Source organism: Nostoc sp. C110 (genome assembly GCF_043099725.1).
In the GTDB taxonomy this organism is placed as follows: Bacteria; Cyanobacteriota; Cyanobacteriia; order Cyanobacteriales; family Nostocaceae; genus Nostoc; species Nostoc muscorum_A.
In genome coordinates, this window is record NZ_CP171148.1 from 6091709 (window position 1) to 6110150 (window position 18442).

18 protein-coding genes are annotated in these 18442 nt (G+C 40.5%); 7 read left to right on the forward strand and 11 right to left on the reverse strand.

Going from position 1 to position 18442, the window contains the following annotated elements; translation table 11 throughout:
• Positions 1–63: 63 nt before the first annotated feature.
• Both ACFFRD_RS31175 and coaD read right to left on the reverse strand, forming a co-directional pair.
• On the reverse strand, positions 64–732 hold the full coding sequence (locus ACFFRD_RS31175) for a DivIVA domain-containing protein (protein ID WP_179074365.1): 669 nt from the start codon (positions 730–732) through the stop codon (positions 64–66).
• Positions 642–1193 carry a pantetheine-phosphate adenylyltransferase gene (gene coaD / locus ACFFRD_RS31180; RefSeq protein WP_012410299.1) on the reverse strand — a complete coding sequence of 184 codons (552 nt, stop codon included), beginning with the start codon at positions 1191–1193 and terminating at the stop codon, positions 642–644. Before coaD ends, ACFFRD_RS31175 begins: the two co-directional genes overlap by 91 nt.
• Before the next feature lie 263 nt (positions 1194–1456).
• On the opposite strand from coaD, the gene lgt reads away from it, so the two are divergent.
• The 6 genes from lgt to ACFFRD_RS31210 all read left to right on the forward strand — a co-directional run bounded on the left by lgt (position 1457) and on the right by ACFFRD_RS31210 (position 7347).
• On the forward strand, positions 1457–2332 hold the full coding sequence (gene lgt / locus ACFFRD_RS31185; RefSeq protein WP_392479622.1) for a prolipoprotein diacylglyceryl transferase: 876 nt from the start codon (positions 1457–1459) through the stop codon (positions 2330–2332).
• A 243-nt stretch (positions 2333–2575) separates the two neighbouring features.
• Entirely contained in the window at positions 2576–3400 is an 825-nt protein-coding gene (gene cobM, locus ACFFRD_RS31190) for a precorrin-4 C(11)-methyltransferase (protein ID WP_392479623.1), read from the forward strand.
• 283 nt (positions 3401–3683) lie between these two features.
• Positions 3684–4697, forward strand: coding sequence for a transposase (locus ACFFRD_RS31195; RefSeq protein ID WP_392479625.1), 1014 nt, complete (start codon positions 3684–3686; stop codon positions 4695–4697).
• Positions 4698–4773: 76 nt separating this feature from the next.
• A complete protein-coding gene (locus ACFFRD_RS31200; protein ID WP_392479626.1) occupies positions 4774–5127 on the forward strand; it encodes a phenylpyruvate tautomerase MIF-related protein in 354 nt (117 codons plus the stop codon).
• Positions 5128–5206: 79 nt separating this feature from the next.
• Positions 5207–6301 carry a 23S rRNA (adenine(2503)-C(2))-methyltransferase RlmN gene (rlmN, locus tag ACFFRD_RS31205; protein ID WP_392479628.1) on the forward strand — a complete coding sequence of 365 codons (1095 nt, stop codon included), beginning with the start codon at positions 5207–5209 and terminating at the stop codon, positions 6299–6301.
• Between the two features lie 572 nt (positions 6302–6873).
• On the forward strand, positions 6874–7347 hold the full coding sequence (locus tag ACFFRD_RS31210; protein WP_392479629.1) for a hypothetical protein: 474 nt from the start codon (positions 6874–6876) through the stop codon (positions 7345–7347).
• A 77-nt stretch (positions 7348–7424) separates the two neighbouring features.
• Here the strand turns inward: ACFFRD_RS31210 and ACFFRD_RS31215 are convergent, their stop codons facing one another.
• Both ACFFRD_RS31215 and uvrC read right to left on the reverse strand, forming a co-directional pair.
• On the reverse strand, positions 7425–7604 hold the full coding sequence (locus tag ACFFRD_RS31215) for a hypothetical protein (RefSeq protein ID WP_012410305.1): 180 nt from the start codon (positions 7602–7604) through the stop codon (positions 7425–7427).
• 666 nt (positions 7605–8270) lie between these two features.
• Positions 8271–10148 (reverse strand): excinuclease ABC subunit UvrC, encoded by a 1878-nt coding sequence (gene uvrC / locus ACFFRD_RS31220; RefSeq protein ID WP_392479631.1) that lies wholly within the window; start codon positions 10146–10148, stop codon positions 8271–8273.
• 625 nt (positions 10149–10773) lie between these two features.
• On the opposite strand from uvrC, the gene ACFFRD_RS31225 reads away from it, so the two are divergent.
• Complete coding sequence (locus ACFFRD_RS31225; protein WP_392479633.1) at positions 10774–10953, forward strand: hypothetical protein; 180 nt, start codon at positions 10774–10776, stop codon at positions 10951–10953.
• Positions 10954–10975: 22 nt separating this feature from the next.
• Here the strand turns inward: ACFFRD_RS31225 and ACFFRD_RS31230 are convergent, their stop codons facing one another.
• The 7 genes from ACFFRD_RS31230 to ACFFRD_RS31260 form a co-directional block, all read right to left on the reverse strand.
• On the reverse strand, positions 10976–11398 hold the full coding sequence (locus ACFFRD_RS31230; protein WP_392479634.1) for a response regulator: 423 nt from the start codon (positions 11396–11398) through the stop codon (positions 10976–10978).
• A gap of 565 nt (positions 11399–11963) precedes the next feature.
• Positions 11964–12863 (reverse strand): NF038130 family PEP-CTERM protein, encoded by a 900-nt coding sequence (locus ACFFRD_RS31235; protein WP_392479635.1) that lies wholly within the window; start codon positions 12861–12863, stop codon positions 11964–11966.
• 489 nt (positions 12864–13352) lie between these two features.
• A complete protein-coding gene (locus ACFFRD_RS31240) occupies positions 13353–14555 on the reverse strand; it encodes an LL-diaminopimelate aminotransferase (RefSeq protein ID WP_392483208.1) in 1203 nt (400 codons plus the stop codon).
• Positions 14556–14616: 61 nt separating this feature from the next.
• Complete coding sequence (locus ACFFRD_RS31245; protein ID WP_392483209.1) at positions 14617–14952, reverse strand: thioredoxin family protein; 336 nt, start codon at positions 14950–14952, stop codon at positions 14617–14619.
• 174 nt (positions 14953–15126) lie between these two features.
• A complete protein-coding gene (locus tag ACFFRD_RS31250) occupies positions 15127–15903 on the reverse strand; it encodes a PspA/IM30 family protein (protein ID WP_114081937.1) in 777 nt (258 codons plus the stop codon).
• 162 nt (positions 15904–16065) lie between these two features.
• Entirely contained in the window at positions 16066–16821 is a 756-nt protein-coding gene (locus ACFFRD_RS31255) for a PspA/IM30 family protein (protein WP_392479637.1), read from the reverse strand.
• A 229-nt stretch (positions 16822–17050) separates the two neighbouring features.
• On the reverse strand, positions 17051–18397 hold the full coding sequence (locus ACFFRD_RS31260) for a hypothetical protein (RefSeq protein WP_392479638.1): 1347 nt from the start codon (positions 18395–18397) through the stop codon (positions 17051–17053).
• Positions 18398–18442: the final 45 nt, after the last annotated feature.

Consider the following 18442-nt stretch of genomic DNA (forward strand, 5'->3'; position numbering starts at 1 on the left):
ATTGTTGGGTTAAGCAATAGCGAAACCCAACTTAGAATTTTTCCTCATCTCTTGTTAGAACCTCTATCTTTTTTTACCGGGAGGTGAATTGCGCTGAGTGAGGTTATCAATTTGCAATTGTTGTCGTCCATTGGTGACAATTCGCAACATATCTTTGAGATCCTGTTCGATATTGCCCAAAATGCCATCAGCATATTGATCGGCACCATCTTCAATATCTTGAGCCTGAGCGATCGCAGTTTGCCTCATTTGCTCTAACTCTTGCTGACAAGCATACCGCTTACGCTCAATCTCGGCGAGGGTTTCTTGCATTATTCCCTCACACTCTTGTTGCACTTGTCGCCGCAGTTGTTCAGCTTCTTGTTCAGCCTGTTGAATAATATCGCTTTCAGCTAAGATTTGCGCTCTTTTTGCTTGCGCGGCATCAACAACCTGCTGTCCATACTCTTCCGCTTCTAGCAGAATTTCATCCTTTTGGTTAAGGATGGCTGCTGCTTCTTGAAAAAGCGATGGTAAAGCAAGCCGGATGTAATCAAGCTGTTCCAGCAGCTTTTCTTCATCTATGAGAGTGCGTCCCGTCAGAGGAATCCTGAGACTAGAGAGAACTATTTCCTCTAGGCGGTTGAGTTCCTGCTGAATATCTATGCTTCCCTCTCCACCGAGATATTCTTCAGGGGGGGGATTGCTTCCGTTGAGATTGGGTTCAACATTGGAGAGTTGTGATTGTAGCATTGGTATATATCTAGGGCAATGTGTGGGGGAACGAGATGATCGATAGAGCCGCCAAACCTTGCAATCTCTCTTACCACACTACTACTTAAAAAACTATACTCATTTGAGGTTGCTAGAAAAACTGTTTCTATTTGGGTAGAAAGAGTTTTATTGGTGTGAGCCATTTGCAGTTCCACTTCAAAATCTGACACAGCCCGTAAACCCCGAAGCAAAACTTGTGCGTGTCGCATTTGGGCATAGTTTACGGTAAGACCATCAAAACTGTCTACTTCTACATTAGGTAGATGTTGTGTAGAAAGACGGATCTGCTCTAACCGTTGCTGCACGCTAAAAAGTGGCGTTTTGTTTGGGTTCCGCAGTACAGCGACAATTACCCGCTCAAACAGGCGACTACCGCGCTGAATGAGGTCAAGGTGTCCCAAAGTGATGGGGTCGAAGCTACCAGGATAAATAGCAATCACAATTTTAGATATATCAAAGTTGTTTAGGTGATTATATCGAAACTCTTTTGTGTAACTTACTCAAATCTACCATCTTGCGCTCTGAGCAAGAATGCTAAACTCAATTGTTTTTGTGACACAAGTTATGCTCAACTAGGCGTTAGGAATTAGACTCCTAAATATGGATGCTGAATTTTAAGTGTAGTTTCAGTATTCGAGATGTAAAAAACTCCGTACTTAGCAAAGTGCGCGGGTAGTTAACGAACTTGTCTAGGTAATTTTTTATGGCACTGGATTTTTCCGCCTTGTTCTTGGCGTTTCAATTTACTTCTCCAGGGCCCATTCTGGTGAAATTAGGGCCGCTAAGTATCCGATGGTATGGCTTATTGATTGCCACAGCAGTTTTAATTGGCGTAATCCTTTCTCAAGAATTGGCAAAGCGCCGTAATGTTAATCCTGAGTTGCTAGGCGATTTGTTTTTTTGGTTGTTGATTGGGGCAATTCCCGGCGCACGGCTATATTATGTTTTCTTTGAATGGTCAAAATATGCCCCAACTCCAGGAAAAATTTTTGCTATCTGGGAAGGAGGTATTGCCATTCATGGAGCAATTATTGGTGGCGTTTTGGCTGCGTTAATCTTTGCCAAAATCAAGCAGGTTTCTTTCTGGCAACTGGCAGATTTAGTAGCACCTTCGCTGATTTTAGGGCAGGCGATCGGACGTTGGGGCAATTTCTTTAATTCTGAAGCTTTTGGCGATCCTACTGATTTACCCTGGAAGCTGTATATTCCACCAGACCATCGTCCTTTAGAATATGCTAGTTTCGATTACTTCCATCCCACCTTTCTGTATGAATCTCTATGGGATTTAATGGTGTTTACGCTACTCATAACGTTGTTTTTCCGGTCTTTATCCGGTAAGCCACGTTTAAAGGTAGGCACTCTGTTTTTAGTTTACTGGCCAGCCTACAGCTTAGGACGCTTATGGATTGAAGGTTTCCGTACTGATAGCTTGATGCTGGGGCCATTACGAATGGCACAAGTAGTCAGTAGTCTAGGAATTTTATTTGGATTAGTTGGATTAGCTTGGCTTTACTTACTCAAACGCTCTTTACCCGATGTAGTGCCTACTCCCAAGGGAAATGGAGAGATGAGGGGATGAGGGAGCAGGGGAGGCAGAGGGGGCAGAGGGGGCAGGGGAGGCAGGGGAAGCAGGGGAAGCAGAGGAAGAAAGAATAATAACTAATGCCCAATGCCCAATTCCCGATATCCAAAAATAAAAAATGCCCCAGAATATTTTCTAGGGCTTAACCAGGGTGCATCTACCATTACTCTCTACTAGGGAAAGAGGGTGAATCCGGAAAGATACTGAGAAAATATCAAAAAAGTTTTTTGAGGGATTGCCGTGGGTTCTTTTAAAAGTGAATATACAGAAAACCTAAGTTATAAAAAAACACTATATGCTATAGAACCATCTGTTTATATTGTCGGAGCAGGCCCTGGAGATCCTGATTTATTGACGGTGAAGGCGCAGAAATTACTGGCTGTTGCTGATGTGATTTTATTTGCTGATTCTCTAATACCCGAACAGATTTTAGAACTTTGCCGAAAAGATGCGGAGATAATTAGAACTGCGAATCAGACTTTAGAAGAGATTTTGCCGATTATGATCGATAGGGTGCGATCGCAGCAAAAATCTCTAGTCCGTCTCCATTCTGGCGATCCTAGTCTCTACAGCGCCATCCACGAGCAAATGCACCTCCTCGCAGAGGCAAATATTCCTTTTGAAGTCATACCTGGTATCAGCGCTTTTCAAGCTGCTGCTGCCAAACTCAAAGTAGAACTAACTGTGCCTGGTTTAGTCCAAACTATCATTTTGACCCGTATTAGTGGACGTACAGAAGTCCCAGCCAATGAGGAATTAGCCTCTCTCGCAGCACATCAGGCTAGCCTCTGCCTATATCTGAGTGCGCGTCACGTAGAAAATGCCCAAGCCAAACTACTCGAACATTATCCAGCCGAAACCCCCATTGCAATCTGCTTTCGTATCGGATGGCCTGATGAAAAAATTAAGGTTGTCCCCCTGAATGAAATGGCGGAATGTACTCATAAAGAAGAATTAATTCGTACTACGCTTTATATAATCAGTCCAGCCCTCTCGACAGCAAAAGGGCGATCGCGTTTATATGATCCCGAATACGATCGCCTGTTTCGCTCATCTCATAACTAAATGTTGGGAATTGGGAATTGGGAAAACTGCCCCTTGTCTGGTCTACGGTTCGGTAAACTTAACAGTGTGAATAAAATTCAAATTTCTCAGGACTTACGCAACTGGCACAGTGCGATGCCTGCGGCGGGCGTAGCCATCGCATTTATATAGTACATAAATACTATATAAAAGTGGCATACCCAAAGGAAATTGATGAAATTAGTAACAGTAATCGGCTGTGTTAAGTATTCATCAAATTATGAGAAAATTAGCTGAGGATGCATAAAATCAATCCTATAGGTTTATGAGATTTACTAAACTTAATTATTGCCAGTACTTGTTAAGTAGTCAGATTAATTATACTCTCACAAATTTGGCGGAGCATTTAGAGCAGATCAGTCACGATAAAATCAACCGTTATTTAAATAACGAAAAATTAACACCTCGGATTCTTTGGGATAATGTCAAAGATTTAATAGAAATAAATGATAATGCGTATTTGGTTTTTGATGACACAGTAATTGATAAACGATACGCTGTGGAAATAGAGCCAAGTAAACGCCAGTATAGTGGCAACGAGCATGGTGTAATTCAAGGAATTGGGCTAGTAAATTGTGTATATGTCAATCATGAAATCGGAAAGTTTTGGGTAGTTGACTATCGAATTTATGATCCAGATAGAGATGGTAAAACAAAGATAGACCATGTGATGGAGATGCTGCAAAACCTTGTGTATAATAAGTTTTTGCCATTTAAAGCTGTCTTGATGGACACTTGGTATGCCACAAAAAAATTGATGTTATATATAGATGGGTTAGGGAAATATTATTATTGTCCTCTGAAACGTAATCGACTGGTTGATGATACGTCAGGTCAAAAAGATTATCAAAGAATTGAATTGTTATTTTGGGATGAAAAGGAGTTAGAATTAGGTAAACTAGTTAAAATAAAAAAGTTTCCTCAAGCTAAAAAAGTGAAACTATTCCGGGTAACTGTCTCCACCGACAGAACGGATTTTATCGCTACAAACGATATATCTCAAGATTCTACGGACGTTGTACAAAAAGTGTGTAAAGTTCGATGGAAGGTTGAAGAGTTTCACCGAGAATTAAAACAATTGACTGGCATTGAATCATGTCAATGCCGTAAAGGACGTATTCAAAGAAATCATATTGCCTGCGCTATTTTAGTTTGGCTTAGACTCAAAGATTTAGCTTATAAAACTGGTCAAACAATCTATCAAATTAAGCATGGATTGTTATCAAATTATTTAGTTCAGCAACTAAAACGTCCGGCTGTTCCCATGTTTATCGTGTAGTTGTTTGGCGCGCGGCGCGGTTACACCGTGCCATTGCTTGTGACAGTTGCGTAAGTCCTGTTTCTAATTCGGTACTATGCCATTAATTAAAGTGCAAACTTCTGTGTCTGCTCCTCAAAAAGCTGAAATTGAGTCAATGCTTTTAAATCTATCTGCCAAGTTAGCGCAACATTTGGGAAAACCAGAATCTTATGTAATGACTGCTTTTGAGCCAGAAATTCCTATGACTTTTGCAGGAAATACAGAACCAGTTTGCTACATTGAAATTAAGAGCATTGGCACAATGAAGCCAGATCAAACCGCAGCGATGAGTCAAGACTTTTGCCAGCAGATTAACCAAACTCTAGGTGTGCCGAAAAATCGGATTTACATCGAGTTTGCAGACGCTAAAGGTGCAATGTGGGGCTGGAACGGCACAACCTTTGGTTAATTCCCTGTTTTCTTTGGTCAAGACTAACTTGATCTAGCAGGTGTAGGATAGAGATCCTACATCAACTCTTGATTTTTTTATGTCTGCTACGCCTCTTGTCTCTCAAGTTGACTCACACAACCCAGAAAAATCAGAATTAATCCCTCCCCTTCTCGGTGCTTCTCTGGCGGAGTTAAGCGCTTGGGTGCAGCAACAAGGACAACCTGCTTACAGAGGAAAGCAACTGCATGAATGGATCTACGATAAGGGAGTGCGATCGCTAGCTGATATTTCTGTCTTCTCTAAGCAATGGCGTGCGGAAGTAGCAGCAGTCCCCATTGGGCGCTCAACTTTACACTACCGCTCTGTGGCTCCCGATGGCACAGTCAAATATCTTTTACAATTAACAGACGGCCAAATTATTGAAACTGTTGGTATTCCCACCTTCGCAGAAAGGGGAGAAGGCCCAAAAGCCCGTTTGACAGTTTGCGTCTCTACTCAAGTAGGTTGCCCGATGGCGTGTGATTTCTGCGCTACTGGTAAGGGAGGCTACAAGCGCAACCTAGCACGTCATGAAATTATCGATCAGGTGTTAACCGTGCAAGAAGATTTTCAACAACGGGTTAGCAATGTCGTGTTCATGGGATTGGGTGAACCGTTGTTGAATACTGAGAATGTATTAGCAGCGCTGAAATCTTTGAATCAAGATATTGGTATTGGACAGCGATCGCTTACAGTTTCTACAGTTGGTATTCGCGATCGCATTCGTCAGTTCGCGCAAAATAATTTGCAAATCACTCTGGCGGTTAGTCTCCACGCACCTAACCAAGCGCTGCGAGAAAAACTCATCCCCAGCGCCCGCGCCTATCCTCTAGAAGAGTTATTGGCTGAATGCCGAGAATATGTAGAAATCACTGGACGGCGCGTTACCTTTGAATATGTTCTCTTGGCTGGTGTCAACGATCTACCAGAACACGCATTAGAACTTTCAAAATGTATGCGAGGATTTCAATGTCATGTGAATTTGATTCCTTACAACCCCATCCAAGAAGTAGACTATAAACGCCCCAACCGCGATCGCATTGAAGCATTTGTCAACGTCCTTAAGCAACAAAATACTGCTGTTAGTGTGCGTTATTCCCGTGGTTTAGAAGCCGATGCTGCTTGCGGACAATTGAGAGCAAGTAAAAATTAAACTTGTTGCAGTCAATTCTATGGATGAATATGAAACCGCAGATAAACACAGATATATCTAAGAAGTTATCTCTGTTTATCTATGGTGTAAAATCGCTTGAAATCTTTTTTTAGAGAAGTTTTCAAATATTTAGACTACGACGGGCGATAGAGAACAGGAAATTGTGTAGTTCAATTACTTGAAAAGCTTCGTAACTTTAACTGTACCAGGTAGATAGATTACGGAAATCCGACAACCCATGTAAAAAATTTGAATGTATAATTTAATTAGTGATGAATATCTGAAAAGCGAGAGTTTTATGCAAAATCAACATAATGCACTAGATATAACCTTGATTTAGCAAGTTATTCTCAATGCACTGATATTTAGAAAACGTTATGGGCTGAAGAATATTGAGTACGTTGGTGTAGTCAGGTGTAAGTATCGCACAAACCCCATAACGGTAAATAAAACATTAGCTTTAGTGAACTATTCCAAGCCCCTGTATTTATCTTATATAGGGTAATTGTGTTGAAATTTTAAGGATTTAGCGATCGCTAAACCCAACCTATAACAATTGAGGAAATAACTGTATGTTAAATCGCTTGTCGCTATTTAAAGCATGGCTACTATTGATTGTGCTTGCAAAAGCTTTATCGATTAGTTTTCCTGCTAATGCACAAATAATTCAGACGAATCCCCAGACGCAAGATTCATTTCAAGAAAGAATCAGACAACAACAAGAAGAGCAAAATCAGCAAACACAAGAACGAATGAAGGAAACATGGCTACGGCAAAACATTCAACAACCTCAACTACTACAATCACAACAGAAAATACAACAGCAAGAATTTACACGGCAACGGCAAGAAATGCTCCGCCAGCAACAATTTAGACTACAACAAGACCAACTGAGAATACAACAACAAGAATTTTCTCGACAGCAACAACTGAGAATACAAGATCAACAACTCAGACAAGATCAACAAATTAGACAACAACAAGAATTTAGATTACAAGAACAGAGACGACAGCAACAACTTAGACAACAGAATAAGAACTTGTAAAGCCTTCAGAATTTATCATAAGTGACTTTATTATTAAAAATTAGAGAAAACATTCTCCAATTTTTAATTTTTATTATCTAGCGTTGTGCATAAATTCCTGGTGCATAAGCCTCAATGACTTTGCCAGTACGAGTACAACTAATCATCAAGTAGTCACAACTAGAGCATTGTGTTCGAGTTAATTGACTATCAGAAATATAATAACGTTCTGCTTGGCAGCCACAATTTGGGCAGTAAATCTTTTGTACTGTCTGCATTTTAAAACCCCTGGTTGTAATTTATTTTTTATTTGAGAAGACTGCCAGTTAAAGTAGCAATAATTTTGGTTTGACCCAAGTTAACAAACGACCTTAATATTGGCTGATTATTTTAAACAAAATTTCAGGTTTGAAAAATTTTCGATATCTTCGATATCTTTGTATATTATCCTAGAATTTAAGTGATCTTACCCTCCTACTTTAGATACATAAATTATTTTTTAATTAAATTCCGCTTAGTGATTTACTGATCCCTATGGCGAATGCCTTGAGAGATCCTTATTTATAGTGATTTCAGACTTATACAAAAAAAGCCGTTCTTGTATTCAAAAATTAAAACCAATAAATTACTGTATATTTAGTAACAAAATATTTATCTTAAGATTTAGTTAATATTTGCTAGCAATATTTATGAGGTTAAATTCTAGTGAAATAATTTAATCAAAATTAGCATACTTATCAGATACCGTAAATTTACGGTATTTACACATCTTGAATTATTGCAGACAACCTTAACTGAATCCGCTATAAGAGTGAAATTAATACTTTGTAAAGCTAGTTTTTAAGGTTTGTAGTAAGGACTAAAGTCCTTATTTTCTAAGCACTCAAGTCTTTACTACAAAATTTTTTACCTATAAATTGAAATTTGAAAGGCTATTAGTCTCCTCAAGCAGGATGAAAATAATCGTAAATTTCTTGAGCTAAACGCGGCCCAATTCCTGGAACCTCGGCGAGTTGTGGGGTTGTTGCTTGGCGAATATAATCAACTGAGCGAAAATGCCCTAGTAGCTGCTTTTGTCGATGATGTCCTAAGCCAGGAATTTCATCTAAACGCGATCGCTTCAATTTATCACTACGTTGTTGACGATGGAAAGTGACTGCAAAACGATGCGCTTCATCTCGCAACCGTCGCAACAATTGCACCCCTGGTTGTTCTGCATCAGTAGCCAAGGGTTTAGATTCTCCCGGTAAAAAAATCTCTTCTCGCTGCTTTGCTAAACTCACAACTCGCAAGTCTTCTAATAAATTCATCTCTTGCAAAACGGCGATAACTGAAGATAACTGACCTTTACCACCATCAATCATGATTAAATCAGGCCAATCTGGATTACCCAAACGTGTTAGTTGCTGATCTTCTGCATACTTACGGAAGCGTCGCCCAATAACTTCAGCAAGACTAGCAAAATCATCCGAATGTCCCGCCGTCACTGTGGGATTTTTAATTTTGTAGTGGCGATAATGCTGCTTGGCGGGTAATCCGTCGATAAACACAACTTGGGAAGCTACAGCATTTGACCCTTGAATGTGGGAGATGTCATAACCTTCGATGCGGTGGGGTACATCTGGTAAATCGAGAATGGTAGCTAAATCTTGCATTGCTTGGTGATTGCGATCGCCAAATTTCTGCATTCTTTGCAATTCATACTGAGCATTTCGCTCTACCATCTCAATTAATTCTGCCTTCGTTTGCCGCAAAGGAGTCAAAATCGTAACTTTTTTTCCTTTGCGTTGAGTTAAGACATCCGCCAATATCTCCGCATCTGGTAAATCATGCTGTACCAGAATTTCTAAGGGTATTTCTACTGAGTCAGCAGTTTGGTAATGCTCCTCTAAAGCTCGTTGTAAAATAGCTCCTGGTTCTGCATGAGCATCAGCCACAAAAGCTAAACGTCCTACTAATTGTCCAGCGCGAATCTGGAATAGTTGAATGCAGGCGTGTTGTTCGTCGGCTGACAGTGCGATCGCATCCCGTGAAACTGTATCATCTGGTAAGGATACCTTTTGGTCAGCAGTCAGCGACTTTAACCCAGAAATTTGATCGCGAATCCGTGCTGCTGACTCAAAGTTCAAGTCTTCAGCTGCTGTATTCATCTGTTGAGTCAAAATATCAATCAATTCCTGAGTTCGCCCTTGGAATACCATCGCTATTTTTTGCACAATTTTGCGATATTCTTCTGGTGAAGTCAGCTTTTGACACACACCCGGACAACGCCCTAAATCATAATTTAAGCAGGGACGGTCTTTGAAAAGTGGTTGAGGTCGTTGTCGCTGGGGAAAGATGCGCTTGCAGATACGGACAATCTCTCGTAACAAACCAGCATCAGTATAAGGCCCGTAAAATTTATCTTTTTCTTTGCCGAATTGACGTTTACGGGTAATAAAAATTCGGGGATAATCTTCTGACCAAGTAATGCAGAGATAGGGATATTTTTTATCATCTTTGAGCAGCACGTTAAAGTATGGCTGGTGCTGCTTAATCAAGTTGGCTTCTAGCGCTAAAGCTTCGGCTTCAGTATCAGTGACGATGAATTCAATTTCTGTCACTAACTTAACCATCGTGGCAATGCGTTCAGTCTTGTTGTAGCCATCGCGGAAATAGGAACGAACGCGCGATCGCAATTTACGCGACTTACCTATATATATAATGCGATCGCTGTTGTCTCGCATGAAATAAACCCCCGGTTCCGGTGGAATTTCGGCTAGACGATTTTCCAGTCGTTCCGGCTCTTTAACCAGTGGTAGTATTTGAGTAGATATTGTCACAACCAAAATTAGGTAATCTTTCTCTATTTTAAGAAAAATTCTTTTTTCGTGCCGATTTCATAGAGTAATTATCAATTAAATATAAAGTAAAGATATTTTTAGTCTATAGATACTTCTGCGGCTACCTACGAGTTATCCAATGGAGTACCCACAGCTTGCTTGGTTTATGAGCTGACGTAAATCCTGCCACCAACAAGACTTGGGGCAAAATCCCCTTGTAAAGAAAGGTAAGTAATTTCCATCACAGTTTACTAGATGCCTTGCTGCACATATCACAATTTTGGAGCAGATAAGAGTTTATGTAGCTATTATCTTATTTGTCATCTGTTACTGCCAGAATCAAAACTTGGCTTTTTGAATTTATAATTAATATTTTAATAGAGATAAAATTTAATTATTTAAAAATTTATTTTATTGACTTATTAGCTTTATATATTCTTAGTTAAAATTAATGGAAATTCAAATATATGCTTATATAAATGCAGCGAGATTAATTACCAATAAACGGCAATTTTGATTATCAATTCAACTTATAATATTAAGCGATTTAACGGATTTAGGAATTTATATTTACGAATATGATTATAAATATAGTTATGATAATAATTAAGGTAACAGTTAAACTATGAACCTACAAGACTTTGAAGCCCAGTACCGTGAAGCTATGGCTGAAACGCTCAATGAGCTGCAAACCGCAGTTTTGCTGTTAGCACAAGTACAAAATAAAATTTTAACAATTGGCACTTCTGTACAAAATATTAGTCAGCAAGTTGAAGAGTTCATTGAAGAGCAAAAAGCCGAATAAAGGTATGCCAAGTAAAAAAAATCTATCTATGGCAACAAGTCAACTCTTTTTCAATTGTAAGTGTAAGATCCTTGAGTTTTAGAGGTTTGACAAAATATCGGCGTGCGCCTAAACTCATAGCTAATTCTTGATCTGCTTTAAAAGCAAAAGCGGAAACTACAATGATAGGTATTTTTGACACATCAGGTTTTTGCTGGACTTGTTTTAAGAGCGAATAACCGTCAATATCTGGTAGCTTCAAATCTAATAACATTAAATCTGGTTTAAATTTATCTATAGTAGAGAAAAAAGTAGAGCCTTCAGATAAGCTTTGGACATCGTACCCACAGTAACTTAGATAGTCACTCAGTAACAACCTATTAAGATAATGGTCTTCAACTAGCAAAATTCGTCTAACTTTGTGTGAGCGCAATGGCTGATCTATATTGAAGAATTGTGCTGTCATTGCTACCTATTATCTGATTATCTTAAGTAAAAACCAACAATTATTACCATAAACCAAAACGGTAGTACATTTAAACTGTAAAATTAATAGAAAATTGACTTATGTAATGTAGTCAAAGATATTAATAAATCAAATTTAACTGTACTCCAATACTTAATAATAGTACGATTAAATATAATATTAATCAATTATTAAGCTTTTCTTTACGAGCTTTTTACAATTTATAGTATTAAATAAAAGACTGATTTTAAAAAGTCAAGTTACCAATTGTTATGAGTAAAATTACTTAAGTAATACTAGGAGCAATAATAGGCTACTTGCCATTCATAGAAAAGTTTTTATGTGGATTTGAGGGTAAAATAATACAACTGTACGAAATTGCTGTTATAAATACGTTGGTAAGGGCATAAATATATAGGCTCTTCCAAACGATTTATTTTTTGTAAATTTTATTAAAAATATATAACTTAGAAAATCAAATTATCTTATCGCTGGAAGAAAGTATTCATAAAAAAGGGAGCTAACAGCTCCTTTTTTTATTTGTAATTTTGAACTTGCAATCTTCTTAAATAGATGCTTTTTTCAATTTGCGTTGTGTAGCAAAGACACCAGCTACACCCAACAGACCCAGCATGACTGATGGTTCTGGGACTGCTGCGGGAGGTACACCTTGGATGGTGACTTCATAATTACCACTGTGAGACTTGCCATCAGCACCCGGCCCCGAATTGTTGCTTAGTCCGCTTTCTGTAGCAGAAAAGCTGTAAAGTAAATTAGTCTTGCCGTTGTAGGTAACTTTAACAACTTCACTAGCTTGAAATCCATTTTTGAGAAGATTACCCAAGTTTCCTAACAGAGGCGCATAGTAATCTTTTAAATTGTAGTGACCTGCTAACCCAATTTTAATATCGCCAGTGGTGTCATTTTGATTAACGTAAGAGATATTAGGATCGCTAGAGCGTTGGAAACCATTGATGCCTAAAAATGCAGTAAAAGCTTGACTACGAGGGATAAAACTTGCTCCTAAACCAGCTGCATCATAAAATTGGTTGAACCAAGTATTTGCAAAGTTATTTGCCCCATAGCTTGTACTCAATCCTGACCCAGTACTAAACCAATCTGTTGCTGTCAGGCTGCTTAAGGTAATACTTTGGCCACCAATTTGCCCCGTTAAGGTAGTGTTTTTGTTGAAATCAAAACCTGCTGCCTCACTACTAGCTCGTAACTCTACGTTTCCAGTGGGGTTTGCAGCATTGCCATCCAGTACTTTTTGTACATTTGCGGAGGTCTTGTCCACGGAGATAGTACTGTTACCTTGGACATCATAGACTAAATAATCACTGGCTTCTGTTCCACCAATAGTAGCGCCGGTGAGGGTTCCAGCTTGTGCTGGTACAGTAGCGATCGCGCTCACACCAATAGCCATTGAAGCGCCAATTACAAGTTTCTGAAAAGTCATTTTCATTGTTTTCAAGTCTCTGTCAGTTTGGAAATTAAGTTTTAAACTATTGCCGTTTATAGGCTTGGGCTGTCTTGACTACAGGCTTTTGGCAATACGGCAGCTTGAAAACGCCACCTGCATTGTTAGCCAACTTTGGTAGCTGAACGTACAAACCCACTTTAATAGATGGGAAGACCTGATTGGGTAAAGTTACTTCGGATTATCAATAAAAATATGAAGAATATTTCTAGATTTTTATACGTTTAATTACTTACTTTTCTAAATATTACTAATATTAAAAGTTACAGATAAAATATTTGAAATTCAGTAGAATACGGTTATTCATAGGGCAATAGGGTTCAGATAAGCTTTTTCTCTGCCCCTGCCTCAACGGATAAATTTCTTAACTAAACCGTATTGATTTATAGAGGCGCACGGCTGTGCGCCTTTGCTGCGTCTTCTATACATAGACTTTGCCGCAAAAAATCTTTGGCGTTCAGCTTGAGAAGAAATTTAATAAAGGAACTGGGCAATTCTTTCCACAGCAGTTTCTAACAAAGGTGGCTCATGTACTAAGGCAAAACGGACATACCCTTCACCAGATTTACCAAAGCCAGCACCAGGCGAAGCAGCTACACCAGTTTGTTTAACTAGCTGGGTACAAAATTCTATGGAGTTTTGACTCCAAGCTGAGGGTAATTTTGCCCAGATGTACATTGTGGCTTTGGGAGTAGGAACATTCCAGCCAATGGAGTGTAAAGCAGTGATGAAGGCATCGCGGCGTTGCTGGAAGATAGCGACAGCAGATTTTACCCCAGCTTGAGGGCCAGTCAAGGCTGCGATCGCACCATTTAAAATTCCCCGATATTGATTAAAATCAACGGCAGCTTTTACCTGACGTAAGGCGTTAATTAACTCGGCATTACCAATGGCATAGCCAATGCGGAAGCCGCCCATATTGTAGGACTTGGAAAGGGTGAAAAATTCAATCGAGACGCTTTTCTCTGGATCAGCTTGCAGAATTGAAGGGACTAAGGATTTTGGATTGGGAGAAGAATCTGCCCACTCCCCAGTTTCCTGAAATACTAAATCTACGTAGGGGAAATCGTGAACTAGGGCGAGATTGTGTTGTTGACAGAAGGCGACAGCTTCTTGGAAGAAAGATAAAGGAGCGATCGCTGAGGTGGGATTGTGAGGATAACTTAATACCATCATCCGCGACTGGGCCAAAACTGGGGCGGGAATATCCGCAAACACTGGTAAAAAAGCGTTTTCTGCCCGTAATGGCATCGGGTAGATTTGACCACTGGCTAGGTGGACTCCCCCGACGTGAGAGGGATAACCTGGGTCGAGCAACAGGGCAAAATCTCCTGGATTGAGCAATGCTAGAGGTAAATGGGCTGTACCCTCTTGAGAACCAATCAGAGGTAGTACCTCAGTTTGGGGATCTACTTTGATGCCAAATTTTTGTTCGTACCAGTTGGCTGCGGCTTCACGAAACCCAAGAGTACCGTTAAACAACAAATAGCCGTGGGTACTGCGATCATGGAGAGATTGGGCGATCGCCTCAATGACGTGCGCCTCGACTGGTAAATCAGAAGACCCCAACGATAAATCAATTACTTCTTGTCCAGCGGCCAAAGCGATTGCCTTGGCTCTGTCCATATCAGCAAATACATTAGATTGCAGGGGTTGTAAACGCTTTGCAAATTGCATGTTAGTCATTAGTCATTTGTCATTGGTCATTAGTCATTAGTTATGGACTATGAACTATTGACTAATTACTATTTAAGTGCGTATCTAAGAGTTCGAGTAACTTATCTTTACCGATGACTCCCTCAGTCGAAATTAAAACTTCCTGGCCGTGAAATAGTCTCAGAGCCGGAACACCTTCCACTTGGTACTGCTTAACAGTGAGTGGGTTGGGGTCAATTTCCATTTTCACGACTTTGAGGCGATCGCTATATTTGCTAGCAGCTGAGTTAATCATGGGCGACATCAATTGACAAGGGCCACACCAGGAAGCCCAAAAGTAAACTAATACAGGCTGTTCAGCTTTTAACACTTCTGTTTCAAACTCAGCATCAGTTATGGTGATTACAGCCTTACTCATTACAGTCTCCATCCGGTGGCGATCAAAGTTGGCACACACAATACTTTATCCCAAAGTAGTCAATAGTCCATAATCAATAATTCATAGTTATTTTGACTGTTAACTATTGACTAATGATATAAAATCCCACAACCAACAGGCGTGGGACTAGCTCAAATAAGTTTTCTGGCAATTTTATAGTTGATCCAATTGCTTGCGTAGGGAATCCAACTCTGCATCAACCACTTCATTCGACTTAGCAGGAGTGGTTTCTTGTTGGGGTGGAAGTTGTGCTTGAGTTACTGGAGTAGCGGGTGGTAGCATTTGCGCTTTCAAAGCTGCCAATTCATCATCAACATCGCTACTACCTTCCAACCGGGCAAATTGGGTTTCTAAATCTGCACCTGCTAACTCTCCTTGTGCCTGGGCCCGGGCTTCTTGCATCAAGACTTTTTCTTCCATCCGCTCGAAGGCAGACATTGCACTGCTGGTATTCATCCCACGCACCATGCCTTGGAGTTGCTCTTGGGCTTTGGCAGTTGTGATCCGAGCTTTAAGCATTTCTTTCTTGGTTTTAGCCTCAGAAATTTTGCTTTCCAGCTGGATTAAGTTGCGCTTGAGGGTTTCAACTTGAGTGCTTTGGGTATCTAAACTAGCTTTGAGGGCGGCGCTGGTGTCAGTATAAGTTTTTTTGCGCTCTAGGGCTTGCCGTGCTAAATTCTCATCACCTTTTTGCAGTGCTAGTTGGGCATTGCGTTGCCACTTATTGATTTCATTTTGGGCATCATTGTACTGTTTCTCACTGCGTTTTTGGGCGGCGATCGCTTGGGCTACTCCCTGACGCAGCTGCACCAAGTCTTCCTGCATTTCCAGGATGGCTTGTTCTAGCATTTTTTCGGGGTCTTCGGCTTTGTTAACCAGGTCGTTGAGGTTAGAACTAACTACTCGCTTAATGCGATCGAATAATCCCATAACTTTGTTTTTCCTTGTTTGGTTTACGCTTTTTGCTGGACAGTTAGCTTTTTTACTTTTTAATAGCTACCTATTTCAATGTAATCTTTCCGGTTGGAATCAGTACGTTATAACAACTCTTAATTCTTAAGATATCTCCAAACTGGGGTAATTAGCCGAACTTCAAGAGTCTTGAGTTTTAGGTAACTGCTGTTGAGGAGGCTGTACCGTGTTCTGCTTCTCCTCGGTAAGCAGATTGTTGTGCTGTGTGTTTTCTGCCTGATTTAAAACCTGCACCTTCATCGCGGCTAATTCAGTATCCACATTATTAGTAGATTCCAAGGAAGTAAATTGTGTTTCCAAGTCGTCGCTACCGAGTTGAGCGATCGCTTCTGAATGAGCTTCTATTTGTAAAACTTTTTCTTCCATACGCTCAAATGCGCTCAGACTGCTGGTAGCAGAAACTCCCCCAAGCATTTCCTGGAGGCGAGAAGAGGCTTCTGCGGAACGGGCGCGAGCAATATACATATCTTTTTTTGTTTTCGCCTCGGAAATTTTTAACTCTAGCGATCGCATATCCTTTTTTAGCCTAGCGACTATATCGTTTTGCTGCTCTATCTGAGAAAAGAGGGCTGTACTGGTTTCTTTATAAGCTTGGCGCTTAGTCAAAGCTTCCCGTGCTAGAGGTTCATTGCCTTGTTGTAAGGCCAATTGGGCGCGGCGATACCATTCTTCTGTTTGAGAGTTGGCAGCCGCCGCCTGTCGTTGGGTGCGTTTTTGGGTAGCGATCGCTTGTGCTACACCCGAACGCAACTGCACCAGATTTTCCTGCATCTCTAGGACAGTTTGCTCTAGAATCTTTTCTGGATCTTCTGCACCACCGATCAAACTATTGAGATTAGAGCGAATCACCCGCAGAATACGCTTGATTAATTCCATGTCGGCTCTCCATTCACGAAACTCAATGCTGAGTAATGAGTGCTGAGTATAAAAATTTTGTAGGAGGGTAGTTATGGAGTGCTGAATACTCAGTAATTTAATTGAGTATAAAATTTTTGTCGTAGTCAGATTTTGTATCTACTACTCAGCACGGGCTAAACCTTAGCTATCCGCTAACAGCACTCATAAGTCAGGACTGTTATCTCATGGTATCGTAGATTTTTGCAACTTATGGTTGCTGAACTCGTGCCTTAATTCCCTTTGTCTGTAATAATTGCATCTGTTTTTGTACTTGCTCTTTAGTCTTAAAAGCACCGAGATAAATCAATTCTTTGTTGGGTGATAAATAAGCATCAGGAATTACTTGCCGTGCTGAAGCATAAGCTGCACCTTTATTATCTATCACGACATGGTAGAACCCATCTGTTCCTGGTTTGATTTCTGCATTAGGCTTTGGTGAGGCTGCGATTTGCTGGGGCGAGGTTTTTGCCGTTGAAATGGGAGGTAAATTTAGGGGAGGTAAGGATTGTACAGTTGGTACTGGCGCTAAAGCGATCGGATTTGTCGGTTTTAGGGCTGTATTGGGGTTAGACAATGGTGCTTGAGGATTTACAGGGTTTTGGCGAACGGCTGGATTAGCGACGGTTGGTTGGACTTTAGGTTGTAAGCCAACTAGATCATTAGGATCTCTCACATCAGGAAACTCTTGGGCCGCAAGATTGGGATACATAGATGATGTGCTTGGTGGCTGGATCTGAGGTTGGACATAACTCCCAACTTCTTCAGTATTTCCTGGCGCGGGAGACGAGTTTCCGTTAAACAACTTGCCTAAATTCCATTGAGGCAAGCCTTTGGGATTGAATACTACATAACCCAAGGTAAGACTTGCTAACAATAGCAGCAACATTGAGCCGATACCTAAAGGTGATAGCAGACTGTCACTAGAATTGCTTGGTTTTTGGGTTTCTGGTTGTTCTTCTGTCAGACTTCGCAGTAGTGCTTCACTAGATTCTAAGTAGTCATCTGGGTGCTTAGGGGTATTATCTGTCTGCAAAAGATTTTCGCTCTTAGTATCTTTTACAATTGCTGGCACGATGCTGCTACTAAAATTGGGCGGTGGCGGTGGAAGTTGAGTTTGTGTTTTAGCAGAATCTTGGGTAGAGGGCACATTGAGATTATTTGGTTCTTCGGTATTTGCCGTAACTGTCGCTCGGTTCACCTCATGATTCACAACTAGAGAAGATGTTGGTGGTACGTCAATTTCTGTAACTGGCGCTGGGGTTCCCTGATGATTCACAGGTACAGCAGGCGGCACGTTAGTTTTAATTTCCGTTACTGATGACTGAGTTGTTCCCAATGTTGTAGGAATGGCAGTCAAGGACTGGGTTTGACTGCTCATGTAACTTGCAACACGACGTTGGTTTGATGACACTAAACCATTTCGCGTGCGTCGGTATCGAGCTAACTCTTGATCTAGCGGTACTTCTAAACTTGCTAATGCTGCTGTTAGTGCTGGTTTCAACCCAGGCGTTTTAGACGATTGAGTACCGGAATCGTTTAGGGGGTTTTGAGTCATTGCCTGTGTGCCTCAAACGTAGATTTCTGGAATAACTATAGATAT